Source organism: Actinomadura sp. GC306 (assembly GCF_004348665.1).
GTDB lineage: Bacteria > Actinomycetota > Actinomycetes > Streptosporangiales > Streptosporangiaceae > Spirillospora.
Genome location: NZ_SMKM01000083.1, coordinates 1 through 23,620, shown reverse-complemented (window position 1 = coordinate 23,620; position 23,620 = coordinate 1). Strand labels below are relative to the sequence as shown.

The 23,620-nt window shown below is 75.2% G+C and carries 17 protein-coding genes and 1 pseudogene; 8 read left to right on the top strand and 10 right to left on the bottom strand.

From position 1 onward, the window contains the following. Window positions 1-564, bottom strand: a pseudogene (locus E1200_RS14510) (PucR family transcriptional regulator); the annotation flags it as partial. A 120-nt stretch (window positions 565-684) separates the two neighbouring features. Here E1200_RS14510 and E1200_RS34810 point away from each other — a divergent pair. Both E1200_RS34810 and E1200_RS14500 read left to right on the top strand, forming a co-directional pair. Further along, a complete protein-coding gene (locus E1200_RS34810) occupies window positions 685-2,913 on the top strand; it encodes an SDR family NAD(P)-dependent oxidoreductase (RefSeq protein ID WP_131952484.1) in 2,229 nt (742 codons plus the stop codon). After that, window positions 2,910-4,265, top strand: a complete 1,356-nt coding sequence (locus E1200_RS14500; RefSeq protein ID WP_131952483.1) for an MFS transporter — start codon at window positions 2,910-2,912, stop codon at window positions 4,263-4,265. The genes E1200_RS34810 and E1200_RS14500 overlap by 4 nt, the downstream gene beginning before the upstream one ends. Window positions 4,266-4,311: 46 nt before the next feature. Here the strand turns inward: E1200_RS14500 and E1200_RS14495 are convergent, their stop codons facing one another. From E1200_RS14495 to E1200_RS14480, 4 genes are all read right to left on the bottom strand, one after another. After that, window positions 4,312-7,647, bottom strand: coding sequence for a hypothetical protein (locus tag E1200_RS14495; protein WP_131952482.1), 3,336 nt, complete (start codon window positions 7,645-7,647; stop codon window positions 4,312-4,314). Window positions 7,648-7,689: 42 nt separating this feature from the next. Further along, on the bottom strand, window positions 7,690-9,129 hold the full coding sequence (locus tag E1200_RS14490; protein WP_131952481.1) for an aldehyde dehydrogenase: 1,440 nt from the start codon (window positions 9,127-9,129) through the stop codon (window positions 7,690-7,692). Between the two features lie 116 nt (window positions 9,130-9,245). Further along, entirely contained in the window at window positions 9,246-9,692 is a 447-nt protein-coding gene (locus E1200_RS14485; RefSeq protein ID WP_131952480.1) for a deaminase, read from the bottom strand. Next, window positions 9,685-10,371 carry a dihydrofolate reductase family protein gene (locus tag E1200_RS14480; protein ID WP_131952479.1) on the bottom strand — a complete coding sequence of 229 codons (687 nt, stop codon included), beginning with the start codon at window positions 10,369-10,371 and terminating at the stop codon, window positions 9,685-9,687. Before E1200_RS14480 ends, E1200_RS14485 begins: the two co-directional genes overlap by 8 nt. 117 nt (window positions 10,372-10,488) lie before the next feature. Between E1200_RS14480 and E1200_RS14475 the strand changes: the two genes are divergently transcribed. Both E1200_RS14475 and E1200_RS14470 read left to right on the top strand, forming a co-directional pair. After that, window positions 10,489-11,616 (top strand): exonuclease SbcCD subunit D, encoded by a 1,128-nt coding sequence (locus E1200_RS14475; RefSeq protein ID WP_131952478.1) that lies wholly within the window; start codon window positions 10,489-10,491, stop codon window positions 11,614-11,616. Then, the gene (locus E1200_RS14470; RefSeq protein ID WP_131952477.1) at window positions 11,613-14,636 is read left to right on the top strand and encodes an SMC family ATPase; all 3,024 of its coding nucleotides are present in this window, start codon (window positions 11,613-11,615) and stop codon (window positions 14,634-14,636) included. The genes E1200_RS14475 and E1200_RS14470 overlap by 4 nt, the downstream gene beginning before the upstream one ends. Window positions 14,637-14,657: 21 nt before the next feature. Here E1200_RS14470 and E1200_RS14465 read toward each other — a convergent pair whose 3' ends face one another. The 4 genes from E1200_RS14465 to E1200_RS14450 all read right to left on the bottom strand — a co-directional run bounded on the left by E1200_RS14465 (window position 14,658) and on the right by E1200_RS14450 (window position 18,414). After that, window positions 14,658-14,978: a co-chaperone GroES gene (locus tag E1200_RS14465; protein ID WP_131952476.1), complete on the bottom strand. Its 321-nt coding sequence runs from the start codon at window positions 14,976-14,978 to the stop codon at window positions 14,658-14,660. A gap of 75 nt (window positions 14,979-15,053) precedes the next feature. Then, window positions 15,054-16,004, bottom strand: a complete 951-nt coding sequence (locus E1200_RS14460) for a DMT family transporter (RefSeq protein WP_131952475.1) — start codon at window positions 16,002-16,004, stop codon at window positions 15,054-15,056. Between the two features lie 129 nt (window positions 16,005-16,133). After that, window positions 16,134-16,901, bottom strand: a complete 768-nt coding sequence (locus E1200_RS14455) for an SDR family oxidoreductase (RefSeq protein WP_131952474.1) — start codon at window positions 16,899-16,901, stop codon at window positions 16,134-16,136. A gap of 58 nt (window positions 16,902-16,959) precedes the next feature. After that, window positions 16,960-18,414, bottom strand: a complete 1,455-nt coding sequence (locus tag E1200_RS14450; RefSeq protein ID WP_131952473.1) for an NAD(P)/FAD-dependent oxidoreductase — start codon at window positions 18,412-18,414, stop codon at window positions 16,960-16,962. A 154-nt stretch (window positions 18,415-18,568) separates the two neighbouring features. On the opposite strand from E1200_RS14450, the gene E1200_RS14445 reads away from it, so the two are divergent. After that, entirely contained in the window at window positions 18,569-19,165 is a 597-nt protein-coding gene (locus E1200_RS14445; RefSeq protein ID WP_131952487.1) for a DUF998 domain-containing protein, read from the top strand. Window positions 19,166-19,194: 29 nt separating this feature from the next. On the opposite strand, the gene E1200_RS14440 is transcribed toward E1200_RS14445, so the two are convergent. After that, window positions 19,195-20,196 carry a diacylglycerol kinase family protein gene (locus E1200_RS14440; RefSeq protein ID WP_243708559.1) on the bottom strand — a complete coding sequence of 334 codons (1,002 nt, stop codon included), beginning with the start codon at window positions 20,194-20,196 and terminating at the stop codon, window positions 19,195-19,197. Between the two features lie 106 nt (window positions 20,197-20,302). Between E1200_RS14440 and E1200_RS14435 the strand changes: the two genes are divergently transcribed. The 3 genes from E1200_RS14435 to E1200_RS35210 all read left to right on the top strand — a co-directional run bounded on the left by E1200_RS14435 (window position 20,303) and on the right by E1200_RS35210 (window position 23,533). Further along, window positions 20,303-21,352, top strand: a complete 1,050-nt coding sequence (locus tag E1200_RS14435) for an alpha/beta hydrolase family protein (RefSeq protein ID WP_243708558.1) — start codon at window positions 20,303-20,305, stop codon at window positions 21,350-21,352. A gap of 20 nt (window positions 21,353-21,372) precedes the next feature. Further along, window positions 21,373-22,260 carry an amidohydrolase family protein gene (locus E1200_RS14430; protein WP_131952472.1) on the top strand — a complete coding sequence of 296 codons (888 nt, stop codon included), beginning with the start codon at window positions 21,373-21,375 and terminating at the stop codon, window positions 22,258-22,260. A gap of 145 nt (window positions 22,261-22,405) precedes the next feature. Further along, complete coding sequence (locus E1200_RS35210) at window positions 22,406-23,533, top strand: cellulose binding domain-containing protein (protein ID WP_165950312.1); 1,128 nt, start codon at window positions 22,406-22,408, stop codon at window positions 23,531-23,533. The last annotated feature ends 87 nt before the right edge of the window (window positions 23,534-23,620 follow it).

Here is a 23,620-nt window from a genome sequence, read left to right as displayed (position 1 = left end):
CCATAGGGGGGTGTTGGGCGGGAGGCCCGCCTCGGCGGCGGCCAGGGCGGCGGCTGAGCCGCCGTCGAGGAGGCGGCGGAGGGTGGCCGCGTCGCGTTCGCCGGGGCCCGGCTCGCCGCTCGCCTGCGCCTCGCGGTGCGCTTTGAGCAGGCGGGAGCGGACGGCCTCCGCCCAGTCGTCGTACAGCTCCCGCGCGTCGAGGAGGAGGCCCGCGCCGATGCCCTCGGCGGCGGCGACCTCGCGGGCGCGGGCCCAGATGGCGCGCTCGGCGACGTGGATGGCGCTCAGCACCGCCTCGATGGGCACGCCCTGCCGTGCCCGGGTGACGCCGAGCTCGGCCACGAACGACAGCTCCGCCTCGGTGGGGCCGCGCCGGGCCGCGATCGCGCGGGTCGCGGCGGCGAGCAGCGCGCGGGTGTGCCCGGCGATGTCGGCGGGCGGCAGCACCGACACCTCCCGGACCATCGACGACACTCCGGCGACGACGGACGGCAGCAGGTCCTTCTCGGCGGTGACCCGCTCGATGAGGTCGATGACCGGGGTCCAGTCGGTGTCAGCGTTCACGCAACCGATTGTGGGGGACCACAAGCAGGACCGCCAAATGCGTGGCTCCGTCCATGTTTACGTGCGGGAACTCCCGACTAGGGTTGGATCCCACCACAATTGACCTTGAGGGAGTGGCGCATGACCTGCCGTGTCGCCGTGATCGGTGCCGGCGCGGCCGGCCTTGCCGCGGGCAAGGCGATGCTCGACGCGGGCGTGGAGGTCGTGCTGTACGAGAAGGGCGACCGCCCGGGCGGGCTGTGGGCGCGCGACAACGCCAGCGGCCTGTCGCCCGCGTACGCGTCGCTGCACACCAACACCAGCAAGGGGCGCACCGAGTTCGCCGACCTGCCGATGCCCCGGTCGTGGCCGGACTACCCGTCCGCCGACCTGGTCGCGGAGTACCTCGCCGGGTACGCGGAGCGGTTCGGTGTCGTCCCGCACATCCGGTTCGGCACCGAGGTCGTCTCCGTCGAACGGGACGGGGCCGAGTGGGTCGTCACGACCGGCGACGGCGACGCCGCCCGCTTCGACGCGGTCGTCGTCGCCAACGGGCACAACTGGGATCCGCGCTGGCCCGACCCCGCCTACCCGGGCGCGTTCACCGGGATGCAGCTCCACGCCCACGACTACCGGACCCCCGAGGTCTTCCGCGACCGGCGGGTGCTCGTCGTGGGCATGGGGAACTCGGCCATGGACATCGCCGTGGACGCCTCCCATGTGGCGCACGGGCCCGTCCTGCTGTCGGCGCGGCGCGGCGTCCACATCGTCCCGAAATACCTGTTCGGCCGGCCGGCGGACGCCACGGGCGGCGCGCTCGCGGTGCTGCCGTGGCGGCTGCGCCAGCGCGTCGCCGAGACGATGCTGCGGCTGGCGGTGGGGAACCCGCAGGACTACGGGCTGCCCGCACCGGCCGGCGGCCTCTTCCAGAACCACCCGACGATCAGCGACACGATCCTGCACCGGCTGACCCACGGCGAGGTCGAGGCGCGGCCCGGCATCGAGCGCATGGACGGGGAGAAGGTCGTGTTCGCCGACGGCACCGCCGACCCCGTGGACGTGATCGTGTGGGCCACGGGCTACCGGGTCGGCCTGCCGTTCCTGCCGCCCGCGCTGGTGGGCGACGACCCCGAGCGGCTGCCGCTGTACAAGCGGGTCTTCCACCTGGACGAGCCGAGCCTGGCGTTCGTCGGCCTGATGCAGTCCACGGGCGCGGCGCTGCCCATCGTGGAGGCGCAGGCGAAGCTGGCCGCGGCGTACCTCTCCGGCCGGTACGCGCTGCCGCCCGCGCCGGAGCGGCGGCGCGCCGTCGCCCGCGACCTGCGCGCCGCGCGGGCCCGGTGGGGCGACCGGCGCCCCATGATGCGCGTCGACTTCGACCGGTACGTCGCCGACCTGCCCCGGGAGGCCAGGGCCGGCCGGGACAGGCTCGCCCGCGGCGCCCGCCCCTTCACCCCCATGGACCGTGAGGAGACCACCCACATGAGCGATGCGGACCGGGAAGGCACGGCCGGCCGGCACCGGGCCGGCGAGCGGCGGCCGCCGGGCGAGCGCGACCCGCGCGGCCTGCGGGTCCTGGTCACCGGCGCGTCGGGGACGTTCGGCCGGGCGATCAGCGCCCGGCTGACCGGTCTCGGCGCCCGCGTCGTCGGCCTGGACGCGGCGCCGCGCCCCGACGACCCCGTCGAGGTCATCGCCTGCGACCTCACCGACGACGCGGCCGTCCCGGCGGCGGTGGCGGCGGCGATCGAGAGGCTGGGCGGGCTCGACGTGCTCGTCAACAACGCCGGGATCGGCGGCCCCGCGCCGGCCGAGCTGCCGCCCGGCGAGGAGGTGCGCCGCCAGCTCGACGTCAACCTCCTCGGCACCTGGCGGGTGACCGCCGCGTGCGTGGACGCCCTCGTGGAGTCGCGCGGCCGGGTCGTCATGCTGTCCTCCCGGATGGCCGTCATGCAGCTCCCGCTGGCCGCGGCCTACGGCGCGTCCAAACGAGCCCTCGTCGCCTATGCGGACGCACTCCGCATGGAACTCGGCACCCATGTCGGCGTGACCTGCGTGTACCCGTCCGCCGTGCGGAGCCCCATCCACGATTCGACCGCGGCGGCGGGGCTCTCGCTGGAGGGCATGAGCAAGTACGAGCCCCTCGACGGCGTGGTGGACGCGGTGCTGCGCGCCGCGCTGTCGCGCCGGCCCCGCCGGGACGTGCCGACGACCCGCCGCGGCGCCGTCGAGTTCTTCCTCGCCCGGCACGTGCCCGCGCTGACCGACCGGATCGTGGCGCGGACGTTCGCCGGCCGGGTCCGCTCGGGGGCGTTCAAGGGCGCGGCACTGGCGGCCGGAGCCGTCCGCCGCCACACTGGCCGAGCATGAGCACCACGCAGAACAAGTCGCAGCCGGATTCGGCGGCGCGGCCCCGCGCCCGCGATCTCGTCGGCTACTCCGCCGGCTCGCTCGGGATGGGCGTGTGGGTCACCGTCCCCGGGCTGCTGCTGCTCTACTTCATGACGCACACGCTCGGCGTGTCCCCGTTCCTGGCCGGCCTGACCCTGCTGCTGCCGAAGGTCCTGGACGCGATCGTGCACCCGTGGTTCGGCTCGGTGTCGGACCGGCAGGCGCGCCGCGACGGGCACCGGCGCCGCATGCTGCGCTGGGGGCTGCTGCTGGCGTTCGCCTGGATCGGGCTTTTCTCGGTGCCGGCCGGGCTGTCCGGCTGGTCGGCGGCGCTGTGGGTCGGCGGCTTCTACATCCTCGGCAACGTCCTGTACGCGTGCTTCCAGGTGCCGTACCTGACGACGCCGTCCGACCTGAAGATCGGGTACCACGAGCGCACCCGCGTGTTCATGTACCGGATGCTGCTGCTGACGGTCGGCCTGCTCGGCGCGGGCGTCGCGGCCCCGGCGCTGGTCGCGTCGGGCGGCCGCGGCGACTACGCCCGGATGTCGGTGCTGCTCGCCGGCGCCCTCGTGGTCACCGGCGTCCTCGCGATCGTGTTCATCCGGCGGCTCGCCGACCACACCGGCTTCCGGGTCCCGGACGGCGGCCACGCGCACTCCGTCCTCGACGACCTGCGCATCACGTGGCGGGACCGCGACTTCCGCGCCCTGACGCTGTCGTACCTGTTCACCGGCATCACCACGCACATCTTCCTCGCGGCGGTGCCGTTCTACACCGAGTACACCTTCGACGACGAGCGGCTGACCGCGGTGTTCATGGGCTCGTTCCTCGTCCCCGCGGCGATCGCCGGGCCCGTCTGGAAGAAGGTGTCGGAGCGGGCGGGCAAGCAGCGCTGCCTGCTGATCTGCCAGGGCGTCTTCGTCGCGGGGTCGCTCGCGCTGTGGCCGGGCGAGGCGATGGGCGTGGCGCCGACCCTCGCGGTGATCGTCGTGCTGGGCTGCGCGTTCGCCGGCCTCCAGCTGTTCGCGTTCTCCCTGATCCCCGACATCGTGGCCGCAGCCGAGGCCCGCGGGACGGCCCGCGCCGGCGCCTACACCGGGGTGTGGACGGCGACCGAGGCGACCGGCACCGCGATCGGCCCCTACGTGTACTCGGCGGTGCTCGCCGCGGGCGGCTTCGTCTCCACGACCGAGGGGCGGGCCATCGCGCAGTCGGACTCGGCGATGCTGGCGCTGCTCATCGGCGTCACGATCGTGCCCGCCGCGCTGATGGCGGTCGCGGTCGCGTTCCAGCGCCGGTTCGCCCTCGACCGCACCGCCGCCCGCTGACGGCCGCCCGCTGACCGCCGCCCGCGGGGCGGCGGTCAGCGGGCGCTCACTCGGTCGCGGTGTGGATCCGCCGCGCCCGGTACACGACGTCGGGGTGGGCGTGGGCGCGCAGGCCGCGCAGCAGATCGCGCCACTGCGCGGGCCAGCCCGCGCGGTCTCCGTGCCGCTCGGCGAGCGCGCAGGCGAACAGGCCGCCGGCGAGGTCGCCGCGCGCCGCGAGCCGGACCGCGTGGGGGTGCGCCTTCTCCGGGGCGGGCCGGGTCGGTGCGGGGTACTCGACCGGCCCGGTGGCGAGGGCGTCCGCGATCTCCAGGAGGGCCAGGGAGCCGAGTCCCGCGCACCGCGCGGCCAGCGCGTCGATGACACCGGCGGCCCCGGGCGCGTCCCAGCGGACGGTCGCGGCCTCCAGTTCGGCCGCGAACGGCTCGGGCAGGCGGCCCGCCACCGCCCGGACGGCGTGCTCCCCGAGCGTCCGGTGCCGGCCGGCGGCGTCCCGCACCGCCTCGGTCAGCGCGCTCAGCCGCTGGAACGCCGGCAGGTCGCGTTCGGGCTCGGCGTGGGGCGCGTCCGGGGCGGCGGCCAGCGCGGCGGCGGCCGCGCCGAGCTCGGCGGCTCCGCCGCCGGTCGCGGCGCAGCGGACGAGCGAGTACAGCGCGCCCTCCCACGCGTCGGTCTCGCCGAGGTCGGTGACCAGGCCGGCGAGCAGCGCGGGAGCCTCCGGCGCCCACGGCGCCCAGGCGGCGACGGCGGGCAGCGCCGCGGCGCGGGCCTCCGGGTCGGCGGAGCGCGCGACGCGCAGCACCAGCGCGGCGTAGCGGCTCCGGAACCGCTCCTCGACGTCCATCGGCGGGGTGCCGATCACCTGCCGGGCGAGGTCGCGCGGCCCGTCCGCGGCCTCGGCCAGGATGCGCTGCGCGGCCGGCTCGTCCAGGCGGGCGCGGACGGCGGAGGCGATCGCGGCCCGCACGTCCCGGTGCTGGCCGGGGTCGTCCCAGGCGGCCGCGAGGACGTCCAGGGCGTCCGGCACCCGGTTGCGGAGCAGGATCCGCGCGGCCTCCTTCCGCGCGGTGATCTTGCCGCCGGCCAGCACGGGCCGCAGCATCGCCGACAGCGCGGACGGCGGGATGAACCGCGCCGCGCGGGCGGCGGCGTAGGCGGCGACGTGCGCGTCGTCCGACTCGGCGCGGGCGAGCAGCTCGGGCAGGACCTCCTGCGGGGACGCGGTCCACGGGAGGGCGGTGAGCGCGGTCCGCCGGAGGTGCGGGTCGGGGGAGTCGAAGTAGGGGCGCAGCCGGGACGCCTCCGTCCCGGGGATCCGCGCGAGGGCCGCGACGGCCTCCGCCCGGCGGGTGGCGGGCGCCTCGCCGTCCGCCGCGACCCGTTCGAGCAGGGCGCGGTAGGCGTCGCGCTGCCGGGCCGTCCAGCGCGCCGCCCAGGCCGGGACGATGCGCGGCACGTAGGTCACGTCGGGCCGCCGGAAGCGCCCGGCCCGGGTGGGCCCGGCGAGGACGAGGTCCAGCAGGTCGGTGCGCTCGCGGGCGATCGCCGCCAGCACCGCCGGGACGGCGACCGCCGACGGGTCGCGGGCCACGACCCGCCCGGCGCGCTCGGCGCGCGTCCCGGGCGCGGCGAGCCACAGTGTGATCGCCTGGGTGAGGACGCCGTCGTCGCGCGCGTCGAGGGCCGCCTCCAGGGCGTCCTGCAGCACCGGGACGTGGTGGGCGCGGCGGTCCAGCGCGCGGACGGCCAGCAGCGCGAGCCGGTGGTCGTCGCGGCGGGCGCCCGCCGCCAGGTGCGGCGCCAGCGTCGCGGCGAGCCGGTGCTCCTGCCCGCGCCGCAGCACCCGGTCGAAGCGGCCGACGGCGAGCGACCCGGTGCCGGCGGCGATCCGGCCGACCAGCTCCAGCCCGGCGAGGAGGAGGTCCGCGTCGTCGCGCACGGCGCCCTGGCGGCACAGCGCCGCGGCGATCTGGCCGAGGTAGCGGCGGGTCTGGTGGGACGTGTCGCGGGCGTGCAGGGCGTCCTCGGCGAGCCGCGCGATCGCCGCCGTGTGCCCGGCGCGCAGCAGGCCGTCCGGGACGGACGACAGCGCGGCCAGCGCACTGACCCGGACGGGGTCCTGCTCGTTGCGCAGTCGCGTGAGCGATTCCAGGAGCGTGCCGAGCACCGCCGGGTCGCCGGAGCGTCCCGCGCACCGGATGAGGTGGATGTAGCCGGTGGCGCGCTCACTGGAGACGGGGCGGCGGGTCAGCTCGCCGAGCACCGGCACGGCCTCGTCGTACGGCAGGAACGCCGCCACCGCCCACGTCCGCGACGGCGACTCGGCGACCTTGCGCAGGCCCATCATGCGCCGCGCCTCCCGGTACCGCAGGGCGCGCGGCAGGACGTCCAGCAGGGTGTCGCCGAGTTCGGCGGCGCCGCGGTCCACCCCGCGCATCGCCGCCTCGAACACCGCCTCCCGGCGGCTCGGCGGGAACGCGCTCAGCAGCCGCCGCAGCGCGCCCGTGTCCGTGCGGACGGCGCGTGCGACGGCGGCCAGGTCGCCGTCCCCGAAGCGGGCGAGCCGCTCCCGGACGGACCTGCGGTCCAGCAGGCGGTGCAGGTCGAGCCGGTGCGCCTCGGTCAGCAGCAGGGCGAGCATGCGGTCCGGCTCGGCCGCCAGCAGCGCACCGGCCGCGGGGTCCAGCGCCTGGGGCAGCGGCCGGGCGGCGCAGTACCGCTCCAGCAGCGCGACGACCCGGCGCGGGTCGTGCGGCAGCGCCGCCGCGACACCGGGCCCGTGCCGGAACCACCAGCCGTTCCGTGCCGCCTCCGGTAGCTCGGCGAGGCGGCGTTCGGCGTGGCCGAGCACGGCGTCCGGGTGGGCGCGGCCCAGCGCCGCCCAGTTCCGGACGGCGTGGTCGAGCGCGCCGAGGCGCTCTGCCACGACGGACGCGCCGCAGGCGGGCAGCAGCGCCGCCGCCTCGTGCTCGCCCCACCGCTCCGCGACCCGCCCGATGAGCGCGTCGGCCAGGTCGCGGCGCCGGTGCTTGCGGACGGCGTCGTACAGGGCCGCGCGCACCGCCGCGGGCGCGTCGTCCAGCCCGGGGAGGAACGCCTCCGGGCCGGCGCCGTGCCGGACCGCCTGCCGGATCGCCCGGCAGGCGAGGCCGGCGTCCGGATCGCCCGCCGCGCGCACCAGGTGCGCCACCGACGCCGCGTCCCGGACGGCCGCCGCGATGAACAGCGCCACCGACCGCTCGTAGTGGCCGCGCCGGGACAGCTCGTCCAGCAGGGCCGCGAGGGCGGGGTCGCCGACCAGGCCGCGCAGGTCCGCGAGCCTGCGGCAGCGGGCCTTGAACGGCAGCGGTTCGATCTCGGACAGAAGCTCGTCGGCGCGCATGGCACGCCATCCTGCCGGATCGAAGATCCCGCTTTCAGGTGATTATTCGGCCGCCGGGTGCGGGATCGACTTGTGCTCCAGGTAGGCGTGCAGGCCCTCGGGGCCCAGCTCGCGGCCCAGGCCGCTGCTCTTGTAGCCGCCGAACGGGGTGTTCGGGTCGAGGGTGTACATGTTGACGCCGCAGCTGCCGGTGCGGATGCGGCGGGCCACCTCGACGCCGTGGTCGACGTCGGCGGTCCAGACCGAGCCGCCGAGGCCGTACTCGCTGTCGTTGGCGATGCGGACGGCGTCCGCCTCGTCCTCGTAGGGGATGAGGGCGAGGACCGGGCCGAAGATCTCCTCGCGGGCGATGCGCATGTCGTTGGTGACGTCGCCGAACACGGTCGGGGCGACGTACCAGCCGCGGTCGTGCGGGCGGTTCAGGCCGCCGGTGATCAGCTTGGCGCCCTCGTCCTGCCCGACGCGGATGTAGTTCTCCACCCGCTCCTGCTGCCGTTTGGCGACGAGCGGGCCGATCTCGGTGCCGTAGTCGGCGGGGTCGCCGACGGCGAGGCCGCCGACCATGGCGGCGAGGGCGTCGGCCACCTCGTCGTAGCGGCGGCGGGACGCGAGGATGCGGGTCTGCGCGGCGCACGCCTGGCCGTTGTTCATCAGGGCCGCCAGCTTGAAGCCCTCGATGGTGGCGGCGAGGTCGGCGTCGTCCAGGATGATCGCGGCGGACTTGCCGCCGAGCTCCAGGGTGACGCGCTTGAGCTGCTCGCCGCAGACCGCGCCGATCTTGCGTCCGGCGGCGGTGGAGCCGGTGAAGGAGACCTTGTCGACGTCCGGGTGCGCGACGAGGTGCGCACCGACCTCGCGCCCGGCCGGGACGATGTTGACGACGCCGGCCGGGATGCCCGCCTCCTTGATCCACTCGGCCAGGAGGTAGGTGTCCAGCGGCGTCTCGGGGGACGGCTTGGCCACCACCGTGCAGCCGGCGATGAGGGCCGGGGCGAGCTTGAGCATCAGCGTGAACTGCGGGACGTTCCACGGGACGATCGCGGCGACGACGCCGGCCGGCTCCTGGGTCACGGTGACCGGGCCGAGCATGCCCTGCCGCTCCTCTTCCCAGGTGTAGGTGGCGGCGAGGTCCACGTAGTACTGCAGCACCATCTGCGGGATGGCGGCCTGGCCGAACACCGAGAACATGATCGGCGAGCCCATCTCGGCGGTGACGAGGTCGGCCATCTCCTGCTGCCGCTCGGCGTAGATGGCCGACAGCCGCCCGACGATCTCGGCGCGCTCCGCGGGCGTCATCCGGGGCCAGGGGCCCTCGTCGAAGGCGCGCCGCGCGGCGGCGACCGCCGCGTCGATGTCGGCCTCGGTGCCCTCCGGCACCCGGCCGAGGACCTCCTCGGTGTGCGGGGAGATGACGTCGATCGTGCCGGTGCCGGCCGGTGCGGCCCACTCGCCACCGATGAACAGCCGATCGTGCTCACGCATGCTGCCGTGCCTCCTGACCGAGTGCTTGCTTGGGGCACAGCATCGCACGCCCGGGCGCCCGGCGGAAGACCGATGAGACTCGCGTCTCACCCGGAGTCCTGTGCGGCCGTGCACGGCTAGAGCAGGTGGGTGTTGGGCTCCTGCGCGCGCGGGGCCAGCTCCGGGATCTCGGTCAGCGTGACGCCCGCCGCCGTGAGGATCTCCGCGCCGCGGCCCTCGGTGAACAGGGCCGGCTCCCGCCAGGCGAACACGACGCGCCGCGCGCCGGACGCGACGATCAGCTCGGCGCACGTGCGCGGCCGGGACGCCCGGTGCCCGCACGGTTCGAGGGAGCTGTAGACGGTCGCGCCGGCCAGGTCGGCGGCCGGGTCGCCGGCCGCCTTGGCGAGCGCGGCCTCCTCGGCGTGGTCGTGCGGGTCGCCCTCCCGGGAGAAGCCGCGCGCGACCTCCCGGCCGTCCGCGCCGACGACGACCGCCCCCACGGAGAACGCGGTGGCCGACGGCGGGCACAGCCGCGCGAGGTCGCAGGCCAGTTCCAGCCAGCCGCGGTCCGGGTCACCCACGCGCGCCCCCGATCAGGTAGCGCAGCAGCGCGAGGTCGCCGATGCGGGTGGCCTCCGCCAGCCGCATCGGGCGCTCCGGCGACTGCGGGAACACCCCCGACCGGACGAAGCGCGGCGCCGACGGGTCGCCGATGAAGAACGGCGCGACGACGAGCTGCACCTCGTCCACCGCGTCCGCGGTCAGGAACAGCGTGTGCACCCCGCCGCCGCCCTCGACCATGAGCCGCCGGACGCCCCGCGCGGCGAGATCGCCGAGCACCCGGGACAGCGCGAGGGGGTCGCCCGCGTCCACGACCTCGGCCAGGCCGTCGAGCCGCGGCGCCAGCTCCCCGGCCGCGGCGGACGGCGCGTACACCAGCTTCGGCGCGTCACCTGTGGTGAAGAACCGTGCGCCGGGGTCGAGGTCGCCGCTCCACGTCAGCGTCACCTTGGTCAGGTCGGCCGGCAGCCCCCGCGCGACCCGCTTGGCGCGCCGCGCCTCGGAGCGGATCAGCAGCTTCGGGTCGTCGGCCCGGACGGTCCCGGCGCCGACGAGGATGGCGTCGCAGCCGGCGCGGACCGCGTCGACCCGGTCGAAGTCCGCGGCGCTGGACAGCCGCAGCCGCTCCGGCGTCGCGTCGTCGATGTAGCCGTCTGCGGACATCGCGCAGCTCAGCAGCACGTACGGACGATCACTCACCCCGCAACCCTACGGGAGCGCCGGCGGCCGGGACGGCGCGGCCGGCGGAGATCGTTTGGGGTGACACGGCGTTTCTGCGCGGGATGTGTCGGAGGGGGTGCCTATGGTTGCTGCGACATGCGATTCCTGCACACCTCCGACTGGCATCTCGGCAGATCGTTCCACCGCGAGGACCTGCTGGCCGCGCAGGCGGCGTTCATCGACGACCTCGTCGCGACCGTCGCCGCGGAACGGGTCGACTGTGTGCTGATCTCCGGGGACGTCTACGACCGGGCGCTGCCCCCGGTCGACGCCGTCCGGCTGTGCGACGAGGCGCTGCGGCGGCTCGCCGCGCTGACCCGGGTGGTGCTCATCGCGGGCAACCACGACTCGGCGCGGCGCCTCGGGTTCGGGTCCGAGCTGATGGACGACGCGGGCGTCCACATCCGCACCGACTTCGCCCGGGTCGGGGAGCCCGTCGTGATCGGGGACGCCGCGGTCTACGGCATCCCCTACCTGGAGCCCGAACTCGTCCGCCACCCCTGGGAGCTGGACGAGCGCAGCCACGCCGCCGCGCTCACCGAGGCGATGCGCCGCATCCGGGCCGACGCCGCGGGCCGCGCGGAGCAGCCGGTCGTGCTGGCGCACGCGTTCGTGACGGGCGGCGCGGCCAGCGAGAGCGAACGCGACATCTCGGTCGGCGGGTCGTCGCAGGTCGCGGCGGCGGTGTTCGAGGGCGCCGCCTACGCCGCGCTCGGCCACCTGCACGGCGCGTGGGACGTCACCGGCCGCGTCCGCTACTCGGGCTCGCCGCTGGCGTACTCGTTCTCCGAGGCCGCCCACGTCAAGGGCTCCTGGCTGGTCGACCTGCGCGGCGGCGAGGTCGCGGCCGAGTTCGTGGAGGCGCCCGTCCCGCGCCGCCTGGCCCGCCTCAGAGGGCGCATCGACGACCTGCTCACCGACGCCTCGCACGAGGCGGTCGAAGACCACTGGCTCCAGATCACGCTGACCGACCAGAGCCGCCCGTCCGCCGCGATGGAGCGGCTGCGCCGCCGGTTCCCGCACGCGCTCGTCCTCGGCTTCGAGCCGGAGGGCGGCGGTGCGGCCGACGCCCGCACCTGGTCCGAGCGCGTCCGCGAGCGGTCCGCACCCGACATCGCGGGCGACTTCGTCGCCGAGGTCACAGACGGCCCCGCGACCGCGGCCGAGCGCGCCCTGCTGGACGAGGCGTTCGAGCACTGCCGCCGCAAGGAGGCCCTCGCGTGAGGCTGCACCGGCTGCGCATCACGGCGTTCGGCCCCTTCTCCGGCACCGAGGAGATCGACTTCGACGCGCTGTCGGACGCCGGGCTTTTCCTGATCCAGGGCCGCACGGGCGCCGGCAAGACCAGCATCCTCGACGCGGTGTGCTTCGCGCTGTACGGGCAGGTCCCCGGGGTGCGCAACGCCGTGAAGGGGCTGCGCAGCGACCACGCGGCGCCCGGGACGGGCCCGTCCGTGGTGCTGGAGACGACGATCCGCGGCCGCCGCCTGCGCATCACCCGGTCGCCCGCCTGGGAGCGGCCCAAGCTGCGCGGCACCGGGACGACCACCGAGCACGCCAAGGTCATCCTGGAGGAGCTCGAAGACGGCGCGTGGGTGGGGCACAGCACGCGGCTCGACGAGGCGGGCGATCTGATCTCCGGGCTGCTGGGGATGACCGCCGTCCAGTTCTGCCAGGTCGCGATGCTGCCGCAGGGCGAGTTCGCCGGGTTCCTGCGGGCCGGGGCCGACGAGCGCCGCAAGGTGCTGGAGCGGCTGTTCGCGACGGAGGTGTTCACCCAGGTCGAGAAGTGGCTCGCCGACCGGCGGGCCGCCGCCGGGCGCGAGGCCGACGAACGGGCCGCGGCGGCGTCCTCGATCGCCGGCCGCATCGCCGAGACGACGGGCGCGTCCGCGCCGGGCGGCGACCGCCCGGCGGTCCCGGCGCCGCGCCGGGCCGAGCCCGCCGCCGAGGCGTCCGCCGGGGTCGGGGCGCTGCCCGGGTGGGCGGCCGAGCTCGCCGCCGGGCACGCGGACGTCCGCGAAGTCACCGATGACCTGCGGCAGGAGGCCGCGGCGGCGCTCGCCGCGGCCCGCACGGCGTTCGACGACGCCAGGGCGCTCGCCGACCGGCAGCGCCGGCACGCCGATGCGCTCGCGCGCCGCGACGCCCTCGGCGCGCGGGCCGAGGAGAAGTCGCGCATGGCGTCGCGGCTCTACGCCGCCGAACGCGCCGGCCGGGTCATCGCGCTGGTCGACGCGGTCAAGGCGCGGAACGCGGAGGCACAGCGGGCGCGCCGCTGGGCCGACGAGATGCGCGCCGGCGTCGGGGCCCTCCTGCCGCCGAACGCCTCCGAGGACGTCCTCACCAAGGCCGAGCGGGCCCGCCGCGACGAGGTCGCGACCCTGGAGAGCATGCGGGGCCAGGAGGCGAGGCTCCGGCGGATCGCGGCCGAGCGCGCCGAGCTGGCCCGCGAGCTGGCCCGGCTGGAGCCCGAGGAGGCGCGGATCGCCGCGGCCCTCGCCGAGCTGCCCGCCGTCGTGGCCGCCCGCCGCGCCGAGCTGGACGAGGCCAACATCGCGGCGGCGGGCCGTCCCGGAGCCGAGGCCGCGGTCCAGGACGCGACGCGCCGCCTCGGCGCGGCGCACCGGCGCGACCAGGTGGTGCAGCGCCTCGCCGAGGCGGAGGCGGCGCACCGCACGGCGGTCGACACGGCCCAGGCGGCCCGGCAGCGCGTCCTTGACCTGCGGCAGGCGCGGCTGGACGGAATGGCGTCCGTCCTCGCGGGGGAACTGCGCGACGGCGAGCCGTGCCGCGTCTGCGGCTCGACCGAGCACCCCGCCCCCAGCGCATCGTCCGCCGAGATCCCGGGCGAAGACGAGGTGGAGCAGGCGCAGGCCGAGGCCGACGCCGCCCAGGAAGACCGGGAGCAGGCTTCCAACGCAGTGGAGGCGCTGCGCTCCGACCGCGACCACCAGCTGGAGATCGCCGGGGAGACCGACGCCGACGCCATCGCCGCGGAACTCGAAGAGGCCGAGCTGGCGCTGCGGGCCGCGAACGCCCGCGCGGCGGAGGCCGAGCGGCTGGAGGAGGCCCTCCACAAGGCCGGGCAGGAGCTCGAACAGGCCCGCGAGGAGCGCGAGGCGGTCTCCAACGGCCGCACCGGCAACCGCGCCCGCGACGCGGAGCTGGCCGCCGAGCAGGCCAGGCTGTCGACCGAGCTGGACGAGGCGCGCGGCGAGGACGCGACGCTCGAAGCGCGCATCGGCCGCCTCGGTCGCGAGGCGGACGCGCTCGCCGAGACCATCGAGGCGCTGCGCGCGTCCGGCCGCGCCGCCGAGGAGCTGGCCGCGGCCCGCGCGAGCGCGAAGGCCGCCGCCGAGGCGGAGGGGTTCCGCACCCCGGACGAGGTCGTCGAGGCCGGCATGTCCGACGAGGACCAGGGCGCCCTGCGCGACAGGATCCGCCGCCTGGACGACGAGGAGGCCGCCGTCCGCGACCTGCTCAAGGACCCCGCGCTGGTGCAGGCCGCCGCCGAGCCCGCCCCCGACCTGCCGGCCCTCGAAGCCGCGCTCGCCGCGGCGGACGCGGCGCACACCGGGGCCGTGAGCGCCGCCGACCGCGCCCGGTACCGCTGCGACCGCCTCGCCGACCTGCGCGGGCGGCTCGGCGAGGCCGTCGGCGCCTGGCGTCCCGCGGCCGAGCGGCACGAGGTCGCCGAGCGGCTCGCGGGACTGACGTCCGGCAAGCACCCCGCGAACCGGCACGACATGTCGCTGTCGGCGTACGTGCTGGCCGCCCGGCTGAGGCAGGTCGTCGACGCCGCCAACGAGCGGCTCTCCCGCATGTCCGGCGGCCGCTACGCCCTCGTCCACACGACGGAGAAGGCGGCGGGCGACCGCACGAGGGGCGCGGGCGGTCTCGGGCTGCGGATCGCCGACGCCTGGACGGGCCTCGAACGCGACCCGGTGACGCTGTCGGGCGGCGAGTCGTTCATCACCTCGCTGTCGCTGGCGCTCGGCCTCGCCGACGTCGTCACCGCCGAGGCGGGCGGCACCGAGATCGGGACGCTGTTCGTCGACGAGGGCTTCGGCACCCTCGACGAGGAGACGCTCGACGAGGTCATGGACGTCCTCGACGGCCTGCGCGACGGCGGCCGCGCGGTCGGCGTCGTCAGCCACGTCGCCGAGCTGCGCGCCCGCATCCCCGCGCAGCTGCGCGTCACCAAGGAGCGCGCCGGCTCCACCGCCGCGATCACCGTCTGACGGGCCGCGCCCCGCCGCGGCTCACAGGTAGAGGCCGGTGCCGTGCTCGGGCCGCTCGCTGGCGATGGCGTGCAGGTCCCGCTCGCGCATGACGAGGTAGTTCTCGCCCTGGATCTCGACCTCGAACTGGTCGCCCGGGTGGTACAGGACCCGGTCGCCGGGCTTGACGACGCGCACGTGGTGGCCGACCCCGCAGACCTCGCCCCAGACCAGGCGGTTGGCCTGCTCCACCGTCGCCGGGATGACGATCCCGCCGGTGCTGCGGCGCTCACCGCCGTCCTTCTCGGTCTTGATCATGACGCGGTCGTGGAGCATCTGGACTTCGAACTTAGGCTCGGACACGCAGGGGAGTGTATCCGCCGGCCCGGAGCAGAACGTTCCACCCGCACGATGGCCGTCCGCCCCGGGCCGCCCGGTTCAGCGGACGGTCGGCAGGTACCGGTCGCCTCCGGCGGGCCGCGGGTCGGGCGGGCCGGGGTCCTCGTGCCGGGGGAACATGATCAGCGCGGTGAGCGCCAGCGCGAACCCGCCGGTGCGCAGCAGGAACGGCACGGGCTCGCTCGGCCAGTCCTCGCCGAACAGGACGGTGCTGCCGAGGATCAGGTACGTCCGGCCGATGACGGTCAGCACGACCGCGATGATCGCGATGCGGCAGCGCTGCAGGGCGACCTGCAGCTGCCCGAGCGCGATCGCGGCGGCCCCGATCGTCAGGTACGGGTAGAAGGACTCCAGCACCGCCTGGACGCTCCCGGTGTCCATGTACACGATGGAGATGCCGCGGATGCCGGCCTCCGCGAGCCCGGCGCAGGCGCCGGCGCCGAGGCCGTAGGCGACCCCGGCGAGCTTGCGGGCGTGCCGGCCGCCCGCGCGGCGGTCCCCGACGAGCCACACGAGCGTGGCGATGACCAGGGCCGGGGCGCAGATCGCCATCATCGTCCACGGGCTCTTGAGCGTTCCGACCAGCGTGTGCTCGGCCCGCACCTCGCCCCCGGAGGTGGCCGAGAGGCCGATGAGGACCGTGGCGAGGACGAACAGCGCGACGCTGGCCCACTCCCGCCGGCTCAGCCGCTCGCCGAGGAAGCGCACCGCGAACCAGACGAGCAGCACCAGGCCGGCCGCGAAGATCGGCTGCGCGACGGGCAGCGGCACCCGGGAGAAGGCGACGACCTCGTAGCCGAGGCCGAGGAAGAGCAGGAGCCCCCCGCCGAGCCAGATCGGGTCGGTGAGCATCAGCCGCGCGACGCGGAACGGGCGGCTGCCGCGCAGCGGCTCCATGCGGCGCGCGGAGATCCGGAAGACGAGGAACGCGATGTAGTAGATGGTCGTGGCGAGCAGCGCAAGGGCGGCGTAACCCAGGTCGGGACCCATCGGGGGCAGAACCTCTCGACAGACGGGCAAGGCTGGACGGGTGTCGTTCGCGCGCCAAACCGAATCGACCTCCTGCCAGCCTGCCCTGTCACACCGTCCGGGACAAGCCCGGGGGCCTTGACCGCAAGATCACTTGTATTTACGGCCCGTGTTGGAGGACATCCGGGCGAGCAGGCCGCGGGGGAGGAGCCGGGTGGCGCCCACGATCGCCTTGTACTGCGGGCTCGGGATGCTCACCGGGACCCCGCGCCGCAGATCGCGCAGCGCGGCGTCGACGACGTCGTCCTTGTCCAGCCACATGAAGTCCGGGACGTCCGACATGTCCATCTGGGCGCGCTCGTGGAACTCGGTGTGCACGAAGCCGGGGCAGAGCGCCATCACCCGGACCCCGCCCCCCGAGCGCGCCCGGATGTCGGCGGCGACGCCCTCGCTGAAGCTCACCGCCCACGCCTTCGACGCCCCGTAGGTGCCGCGGGTCGCGAACGCCGACACCGACGAGACGTTGATGACGCCGCCCCGCCCGCGCTCCAGCATCCCCGGCAGGACGGCGTGGGTGAGCCGCAGGACGGCCTCGCAGTGCACCTTGAGCATCGTCAGCTCGTCCGACACCGGGACGTCGAGGAACTTGCCCTTGTTGGCGAACCCGGCGTTGTTCACCAGGAGGCCGATGTCCCCGCGGACGCGCTCCTCCGCGGCTTCCAGGCCCTCCTCGGTGGACAGGTCGGCGGTCAGCGGCTCGGTGCGGACGGCGTAGGTCTCGTGCAGCTCGGCGGCGGTCCGCTCCAGCCGCGCGGTGTCGCGGGCCAGCAGGACGAGGTCGAAGCCGTCGGCGGCGAGCCGGCGGGCGAAGGCGGCACCGATCCCCGCGGTGGCGCCGGTGATGAAGGCGGTCGGCATGGCCCGAGCCTATGCCGAAGCCGGTGCCGGCCGCGGGCCGGCGGGGACGCGCCCGCGGCTACCGGGCGGCCGCCCGCGCCCGGAAGTGCCGCGGGTCGGGGCGCCGGGTGGCGCGCCGGTAGGCGAAGGTGAACCCCGGCCAGTTGTTGACGACCTTGCCGTCGGCGGTCTTGTACCAGCTCTCGCAGCCCGTCTCCCACACGGTCGAGCGCATCCGCTCCCGCATGTCCCGGGTGAACGCGTCCTGCACGTCCGGCCGGACGTCGATCCAGTCGAGCCCGTGCCGGCGCAGCGCCTCCACACAGCCGAGCACGTACGCGAACTGCGACTCCAGCATGTAGATGATCGAGTTGTGCCCGAGGTTGGTGTACGGGCCGTACAGGAGGAACAGGTTGGGGAAGCCGCTGACCGTGATGCCGAGGTGCGCCGTCGCGCCGTCGCGCCACGCCTCGTTCAGCTCCCGGCCGTCCCGCCCGACGACCTTCATCGGGGCGAGGAAGTCGCTGGTCTGGAAACCGGTGGCGTACACGATGACGTCGGCCTCGTATTCGCCTCCGGCGGTCCTGATCCCGGACGGGGTGATCGCCTCGATCGGGTCGGTGACCACGTCGACGTGCGGCCGCGCGAGCGCCGGGTAGTAGTCGCCGGAGAGCAGGATGCGCTTGCAGCCCACCGGGTAGTCCGGGATGAGCTTCCGGCGCAGGGCGGGATCGTCGATCCCCTCCTCCAGCGTCTTGCGGAACTGCCACTTCAGCGTCGACATCAGCTTCGGGTACTTGATGAACCCGAGCGCGCGCGACTCGAACAGCGCGTAGATGCGGGCGCGGCTCAGCGCGTACAGCCCCGGCACCTTCGCCAGGGCGGCCTGCTCCCACCGCCGGTACTCCCGGTCCGGCTTGTCCACCACGTACGGCGCGGACCGCTGGAACAGCCGCAGCTCCGCCGCCTCCTCGGCGATCTCGGGGACGATCTGGATCGCGCTCGCGCCCGTCCCGACCACCGCGATCCGCTTGCCGCGCAGGTCGGCGCCGTGGTCCCAGCGGGCGGAGTGGATGCTCGTCCCGGTGAACGAGTCGCGCCCCTCGATGTCCGGCAGGGCGGGCCGGTTGAGCTGCCCGCATCCGGACACCAGCACCCGCGCCTCCAGCTCGCCGGCCGTCGTGGAGATCCGCCAGACGGCGTGCTCCTCGTCGAACCGGGCCTCGGTCACCTCGGTCCCGAACCTGATCTTGTCCAGCACCCCGTACTCGCGGGCGCAGTGCCGCAGGTAGTCGAGGATCTCCGCCTGCGGCGGGAAGCGCCGCGACCAGTCCGTCTTCCGCTCGAAGGAGTACGAGTACAGCAGGGAGGGGACGTCGCAGGCGGCGCCGGGATAGGTGTTGTCCCGCCAGGTGCCGCCGAGGTCGCTCGCCTTCTCCAGGATCACTACGTCGTGGATCCCGGCCATCCCCAGCCGGATCGCCATGCCGATCCCGCCGAACCCGCTTCCGATGATCACCGCACTGTGCGCCATGGCGTCCGAACCTCATTCTGTTGCGGTCCTGCCCAGAGCGTAGGTGACCATGAGGTCACTGAACAGACGTCGCGCTCGCGGTTCTGCGGGATATTCGGCGGAAGGGCCGGAGTGGTGCGCGCGCCGTCCGTCTGGGAGCATCACGACCGTGTCGATGACGGTGCTGTCGTGGGCCGGCGCTGCCGGCGCCTGGCTCTTCGTCGCGACGTTCCTCCTGGACGGGTGGACCCGCCCGGGGTACCGGCCCGTCCGGCATGCGGTCAGCGCCCTGGCGCACGGTTCGCGGGGCTGGGTCCAGACGGCGAACTTCATCCTGTGCGGCCTGCTGATCACGGCGGGCGCCGCGGCGCTCACGGAACCGCTGGGCGCGGGCCCGGCGATCGCGGTCGGGGTCTTCGGCGCCGCCCTCGTGGCCTCCGGGGTGTTCCCGATGGACGCCATGCGGGGCTACCCGCCGGGAACGCCCGACGGGACGCCCGATGAGGTGTCGGCGCGCCACAACCTCCACGACTGGGCAGGCACGGCCGTCTTCGGCGCACTGCCGGTCGCGGCCCTCATGGCGGCGTTCGGCGCCTCCGACGCGGGGTGGAAGTGGTACTCCGGCCTGACGGCCGCGGCCCTGGCCGCCGGCTTCCTCGCGTTCGGGTCGGCATGGGAGCGGGACTCCGCGTACGCGGGGCTCGTGCAGCGCGCGACGATCATCGTCGGCTGGGTCTGGCTGGGCCTGCTGTTCGCCTACGCGGTGGGGTAGCGGCCCCCCGCGACCGGCCGCCGCCGTGATCAGGTGTCGACGAACGACCGCGGGACGACGACGCGCAGCGCGTTGCCGCGCAGCCGGATCGACACGGGAGTGCGGCCGCGGACCTCGCCGTCCACCTCCACCCGCAGCGGCGGGTCGGTCTCGATCTCCACCTCGTCGGTGGTGAGGAACGCGTCCTCGCTCAGGCTCCGCCGCCGGCCGGTGAGGACGTGCCGGGCCGTCGCCGAGGCCAGCCGCAGCCGCCGCTCGTCGCCCAGCCGGTAGATCGCGAGCCGCCGGTTGTCGGGGCTGGCGTCGCGGGCGATGGGCTGGCCGCTCTGGTGCGCGCCGTTGGCGATGTTGAGCTGGTGCGTCGTCAGCTCCGTCGTCTCGCCGCCGATCGTGATGCGGGCGGTGAAGGCCCGGTGCGTGGCGAGCAGCGCCGCCGCCGTCAGCCCGTAGGCGGGACGGCCCACGACGCCCTTGAGCGCGTGCGGGACCCGGTCGGCGACGTGCACCGACAGGCCGAGGCTCACCATGTTCGCGAAGATGTGCTCGCGCTCCTCGCCCGGCCCCTCGCCCCGGGGGTCGCCGGTGCTCTCGAACCAGCCGACGTCCACGTCGGCGACCTTCCCGCCGCCCGGCCTGCCGAGGGCGAGCGTCCGGATCGCGCCGGGCAGGTCCAGCGGCAGTTCGAGGCTGCGGGCGAAGTTGTTGGTCGTGCCGAGCGGCAGCACCCCGAGCGCGATGTCGCGGTGCGCCAGATGCCCGACGGCCTCGGTGACCGTGCCGTCCCCGCCGCCGACGACGACCAGGTCGGGCTCCAGCGCGAGGACGTCGGCGAACAGCTCGGGCAGCCGGGTCGGGTCGGTCACCGGGAAGACGTGCGGGAACTCGATCCCCGCCTCGCGCAGCATCCGGCGCGCCCTGCCGTACAGCCGGCGGCCCCGCCGCGACCGCGAGTTGACCACCAGGGCGGCGCGTCCGCCGGCGGCGATCGCCGATTCCAGCTCGGCCTTGCTCCGCATCTCGGCGCTCCGCATCTCGACCGGTGCCTCCTCGCCCGCCTCGACGGCAGTGAAACGTGGACCGGACTCCGCGGCCCGACATTTTATAAACCGATAACGCGCCGTTGAAACATGGTCGCAGGTGGGGACCATTAGGGAAGGTGCACAACTCGACGACCGGGGCGTGAACATGGGGCTGCGCGGCATTGCGGGAGTGGGCTTCGTCCTCGGGGTCGCCGGGCTGACGGCGACCATCGCGGCCGGCGGCGCGGCCCGCTCGTCCCCGCGCGCCGACGACGGCGCGCGGGTGGTCGGCGAGCGCCGGCCCCGCCGCCGGGTGCTCGATCTCGCGATCCGTTCCCCCGTCCTCGCGGGCACCGGCCACGCCCGCCTGCTGCTGCCGCCCGCCTGGGCACGGGACGCGGCGCGCAGGTGGCCGGTGCTGTGGCTGCTGCACGGCGCGGGCCCGCACCAGGCGGGCCACACCGCCTGGACCGACCACACCGACATCGAGGAGCTGACCGAGGACGCCGACGTCCTCGTCGTCATGCCGGACGCCGGGCCGTGCGGCAGCTACACCGACTGGTGGAACCGCGGGGACGGCGGCGCACCGAAATGGGAGACGTTCCATCTGCGGGAGCTGCGGCAGATCCTCGAACGCGGGTACCGCGCCGGGCCGGACCGGGCCGTCGCCGGCAACGCGATGGGCGGGCTCGGCGCGCTGGCGTACGCGGCCAGGCACCGGGGCCTGTTCCGGGCGGCGGCCTCGTTCAGCGGGCCCGTCCACACGCTGCACCACGACCCGTGCGGGCTGGACGTCGCCGACCTCGTGGAGCTGGGCGTCGCGGTCGGCGCGCCCGCCCACGACTGGCGGGACGTGTGGGGCGACCCCGTCCAGCAGCGGGTCGTGTGGCGGCAGCACAACCCCTACGACCTGGCCGACCGGCTCGCCGGGGTCCGCGTCCACCTCAGCGCCGGCGACGGCACCCCCGGCCCGTTCGACCCGCGTCCCGGCACGGGCCCGGACGTGCTGGAGGCACTCGCCCGCACCGTGTCGCTGGAGCTCGCGGGCAAGCTCCGCAAGCTCGGGTTCCCGGTGTCGACGCACTTCTACCGCGGCACGCACACCTGGCCGTACTGGCGCCGCGAGCTGCGGGCCGCCCTCCCCGCCCTGCTGGCGGAGATCACCTGACCGCGGGCTAGGGTCGGCACGTGACCGAACCTCGTTCTGATGCCGGGGTGCCGGCGTTCTGGCGGGCGCTCGGCCTGCCCGGCATCGTCGACGTCCACGTGCACTTCATGCCGCAGCGGCTGATGAGCGCGGTGTGGGAGTACTTCGACGAGGCCGGCCCGCTGATCGGCACCGACTGGCCCATCCGGTACCGGGACTCGGAGGAGGAGCGGCTGGCGTTCCTGCGCGGGCTCGGCGTCCGCGCGTTCACCTCGCTGCTGTACCCGCACCGCCCCGGCATGGCCGAGTCGCTGAACGAGTGGGCCGCCGGGTTCGCCGCCCGCGTCCCCGAATGCGTCCAGACCGCGACGTTCTTCCCCGAGCCCGGAGTCGAGGACTACGTCGTCCGCGCGCTGGACGCCGGGGCCAGGATCTTCAAGGTCCACCTCCAGGTCGGCGGGTTCGACCCGCGGGCCGAGGAGCTCGACCCGGTGTGGGGGACGCTCGCCGACGCCGGCGTCCCGGCCCTGGTGCACGCCGGATCGGGCCCGGTCGCCAACGGCTACACCGGCCCGGGGCCGTTCGGGGAGGTCCTCGCGCGGCACCCGCGCCTCACCACGGTCGTCGCGCACCTGGGCGCCCCGGAGTTCGACGGCTTCTTCGCCCTCGCCGACCGCTACGACCGCGTCCACCTGGACACGACGATGACCTTCACCAGGTTCGGCGACATGGGGTCCTTCCCGGCCGCGCTGCTGCCGCGCCTGCGCGACCTCGGCCTGGCGGGGCGCATCCTGCTCGGCACCGACTTCCCGAACATCCCGTACGCGTACGCGCACCAGCTGGAGGCGCTGGCCGCCCTCGACCTCGGCGACGACTGGCTCCGCTCCGTCTGCTGGCACGGCCCCGCGGCGTTCTTCGGCCTGTCCTGACCGCGCCGGCCGCCGTTTCACGAGTTTTCACGCCGGACGGCTGGTCATCGCCGCCGGGGCCGCGGGGCGCCGTTCCCGTCCTTGACAGCCATGGCGGCCGCCGAGATTTTGGGAGCGCTCCCACTACCGTCGAATGAGGTCCCGCATGAAAGCGCGCCCGAAAGGCTGGACGGCCCTCGCCGCCGCCCTGCCGGCGATCCCCCTCGCACTGTTCTCCCTCATCGCGCCCGCCGACGCGGCGACGCGGCTCTGCGGAGCCACCGACACGGTCTCCGTCGCCGGTGGCGAGTACGTCGCCCAGAACAACATCTGGGGCGCGGACACGCCGCAGTGCATCACGGTGGACGGCACGTCCTTCACGGTCGACTCGGCCGGCCACTCCAACTCCACCAGCGGCGCCCCCGCCTCCTACCCGTCGCTGTTCAAGGGCTGCCACTGGGGCCAGTGCACCACCGGCAGCGGACTGCCCGTGCAGGTGGACGGCGACATGCCCGCCGTCACGAGCGACTGGAGCACGACCCTGCCCGGCACGGGCTCGTACAACGCCGCGTACGACCTCTGGTACAACACCACCCCGTCCACGACCGGGGCGCCGGACGGCGCGGAGATGATGATCTGGCTGGACTACAACGGCCCCGTCCAGCCCGCGGGCACGCGGGTCGCGACCGGCGTGCCGATCTCCGGCGCGACCTGGGACGTGTGGACGACCCAGATGGACTGGCGCTACATCGCCTACGTCCGCACCTCGGGCACCTCGGCCGTCGACGACCTGGACCTGAGGGCCTTCACCAGGGACGCCATCGCCCGCGACGCCGTGGAGGAGGACTGGTACCTGATCGACGTCGAGGCCGGGTTCGAGCTCTGGCAGGGCGGGCAGGGCGTGCGGACCAACGCGTTCTCCGTCGACGTGGGCGCCACCACCGAGCCGACGGACCCGCCGACCGACCCGCCGACCGACCCGCCCGGTGACGAGCGGCAGTGCTCGGCGACGCTGCGCACCGACAACTCCTGGAACAGCGGCTTCACCGCGACCGTGACCGTGACCAACACCGGGGACGAGCCGCTGTCCGGCTGGACCGCGGGCTGGACGTTCACCGGCGGCCAGCAGATCGTCAACGGCTGGAACGCCACCGTCACGCAGAGCGGCGCGGACGTCCGTGCCGTGAACGCGAACTACAACGGCGCCGTCCCCGAAGGCGGATCGACGAGCTTCGGGTTCCAGGGGAACGGCCCGGCGCCGGGCACCCCGGCCGTGAGCTGCACCGCCGGCTGACCGCACGCCCGACCATCCGACACCCCGCCGGACCCGCGGCGAGCCGTCGCCCCCCGTGGCCCTCATGACGACGGCTCGCCGCGGCCC

Bases quoted from the DNA above. Each gene is read 5' to 3' on its own strand.
- E1200_RS35210 (WP_165950312.1), top strand. From the start codon at position 22,406: ATGAAAGCGCGCCCGAAAGGCTGGACGGCCCTCGCCGCCGCCCTGCCG.
- E1200_RS14495 (WP_131952482.1), bottom strand. From the start codon at position 7,647: ATGCGCGCCGACGAGCTTCTGTCCGAGATCGAACCGCTGCCGTTCAAG.
- E1200_RS34810 (WP_131952484.1), top strand. From the start codon at position 685: ATGACCTGCCGTGTCGCCGTGATCGGTGCCGGCGCGGCCGGCCTTGCC.
- E1200_RS14440 (WP_243708559.1), bottom strand. From the start codon at position 20,196: ATGCGGAGCGCCGAGATGCGGAGCAAGGCCGAGCTGGAATCGGCGATC.
- E1200_RS14490 (WP_131952481.1), bottom strand. From the start codon at position 9,129: ATGCGTGAGCACGATCGGCTGTTCATCGGTGGCGAGTGGGCCGCACCG.
- E1200_RS14460 (WP_131952475.1), bottom strand. From the start codon at position 16,004: ATGGGTCCCGACCTGGGTTACGCCGCCCTTGCGCTGCTCGCCACGACC.
- E1200_RS14500 (WP_131952483.1), top strand. From the start codon at position 2,910: ATGAGCACCACGCAGAACAAGTCGCAGCCGGATTCGGCGGCGCGGCCC.
- E1200_RS14475 (WP_131952478.1), top strand. From the start codon at position 10,489: ATGCGATTCCTGCACACCTCCGACTGGCATCTCGGCAGATCGTTCCAC.
- E1200_RS14455 (WP_131952474.1), bottom strand. From the start codon at position 16,901: ATGCCGACCGCCTTCATCACCGGCGCCACCGCGGGGATCGGTGCCGCC.
- E1200_RS14450 (WP_131952473.1), bottom strand. From the start codon at position 18,414: ATGGCGCACAGTGCGGTGATCATCGGAAGCGGGTTCGGCGGGATCGGC.
- E1200_RS14445 (WP_131952487.1), top strand. From the start codon at position 18,569: ATGACGGTGCTGTCGTGGGCCGGCGCTGCCGGCGCCTGGCTCTTCGTC.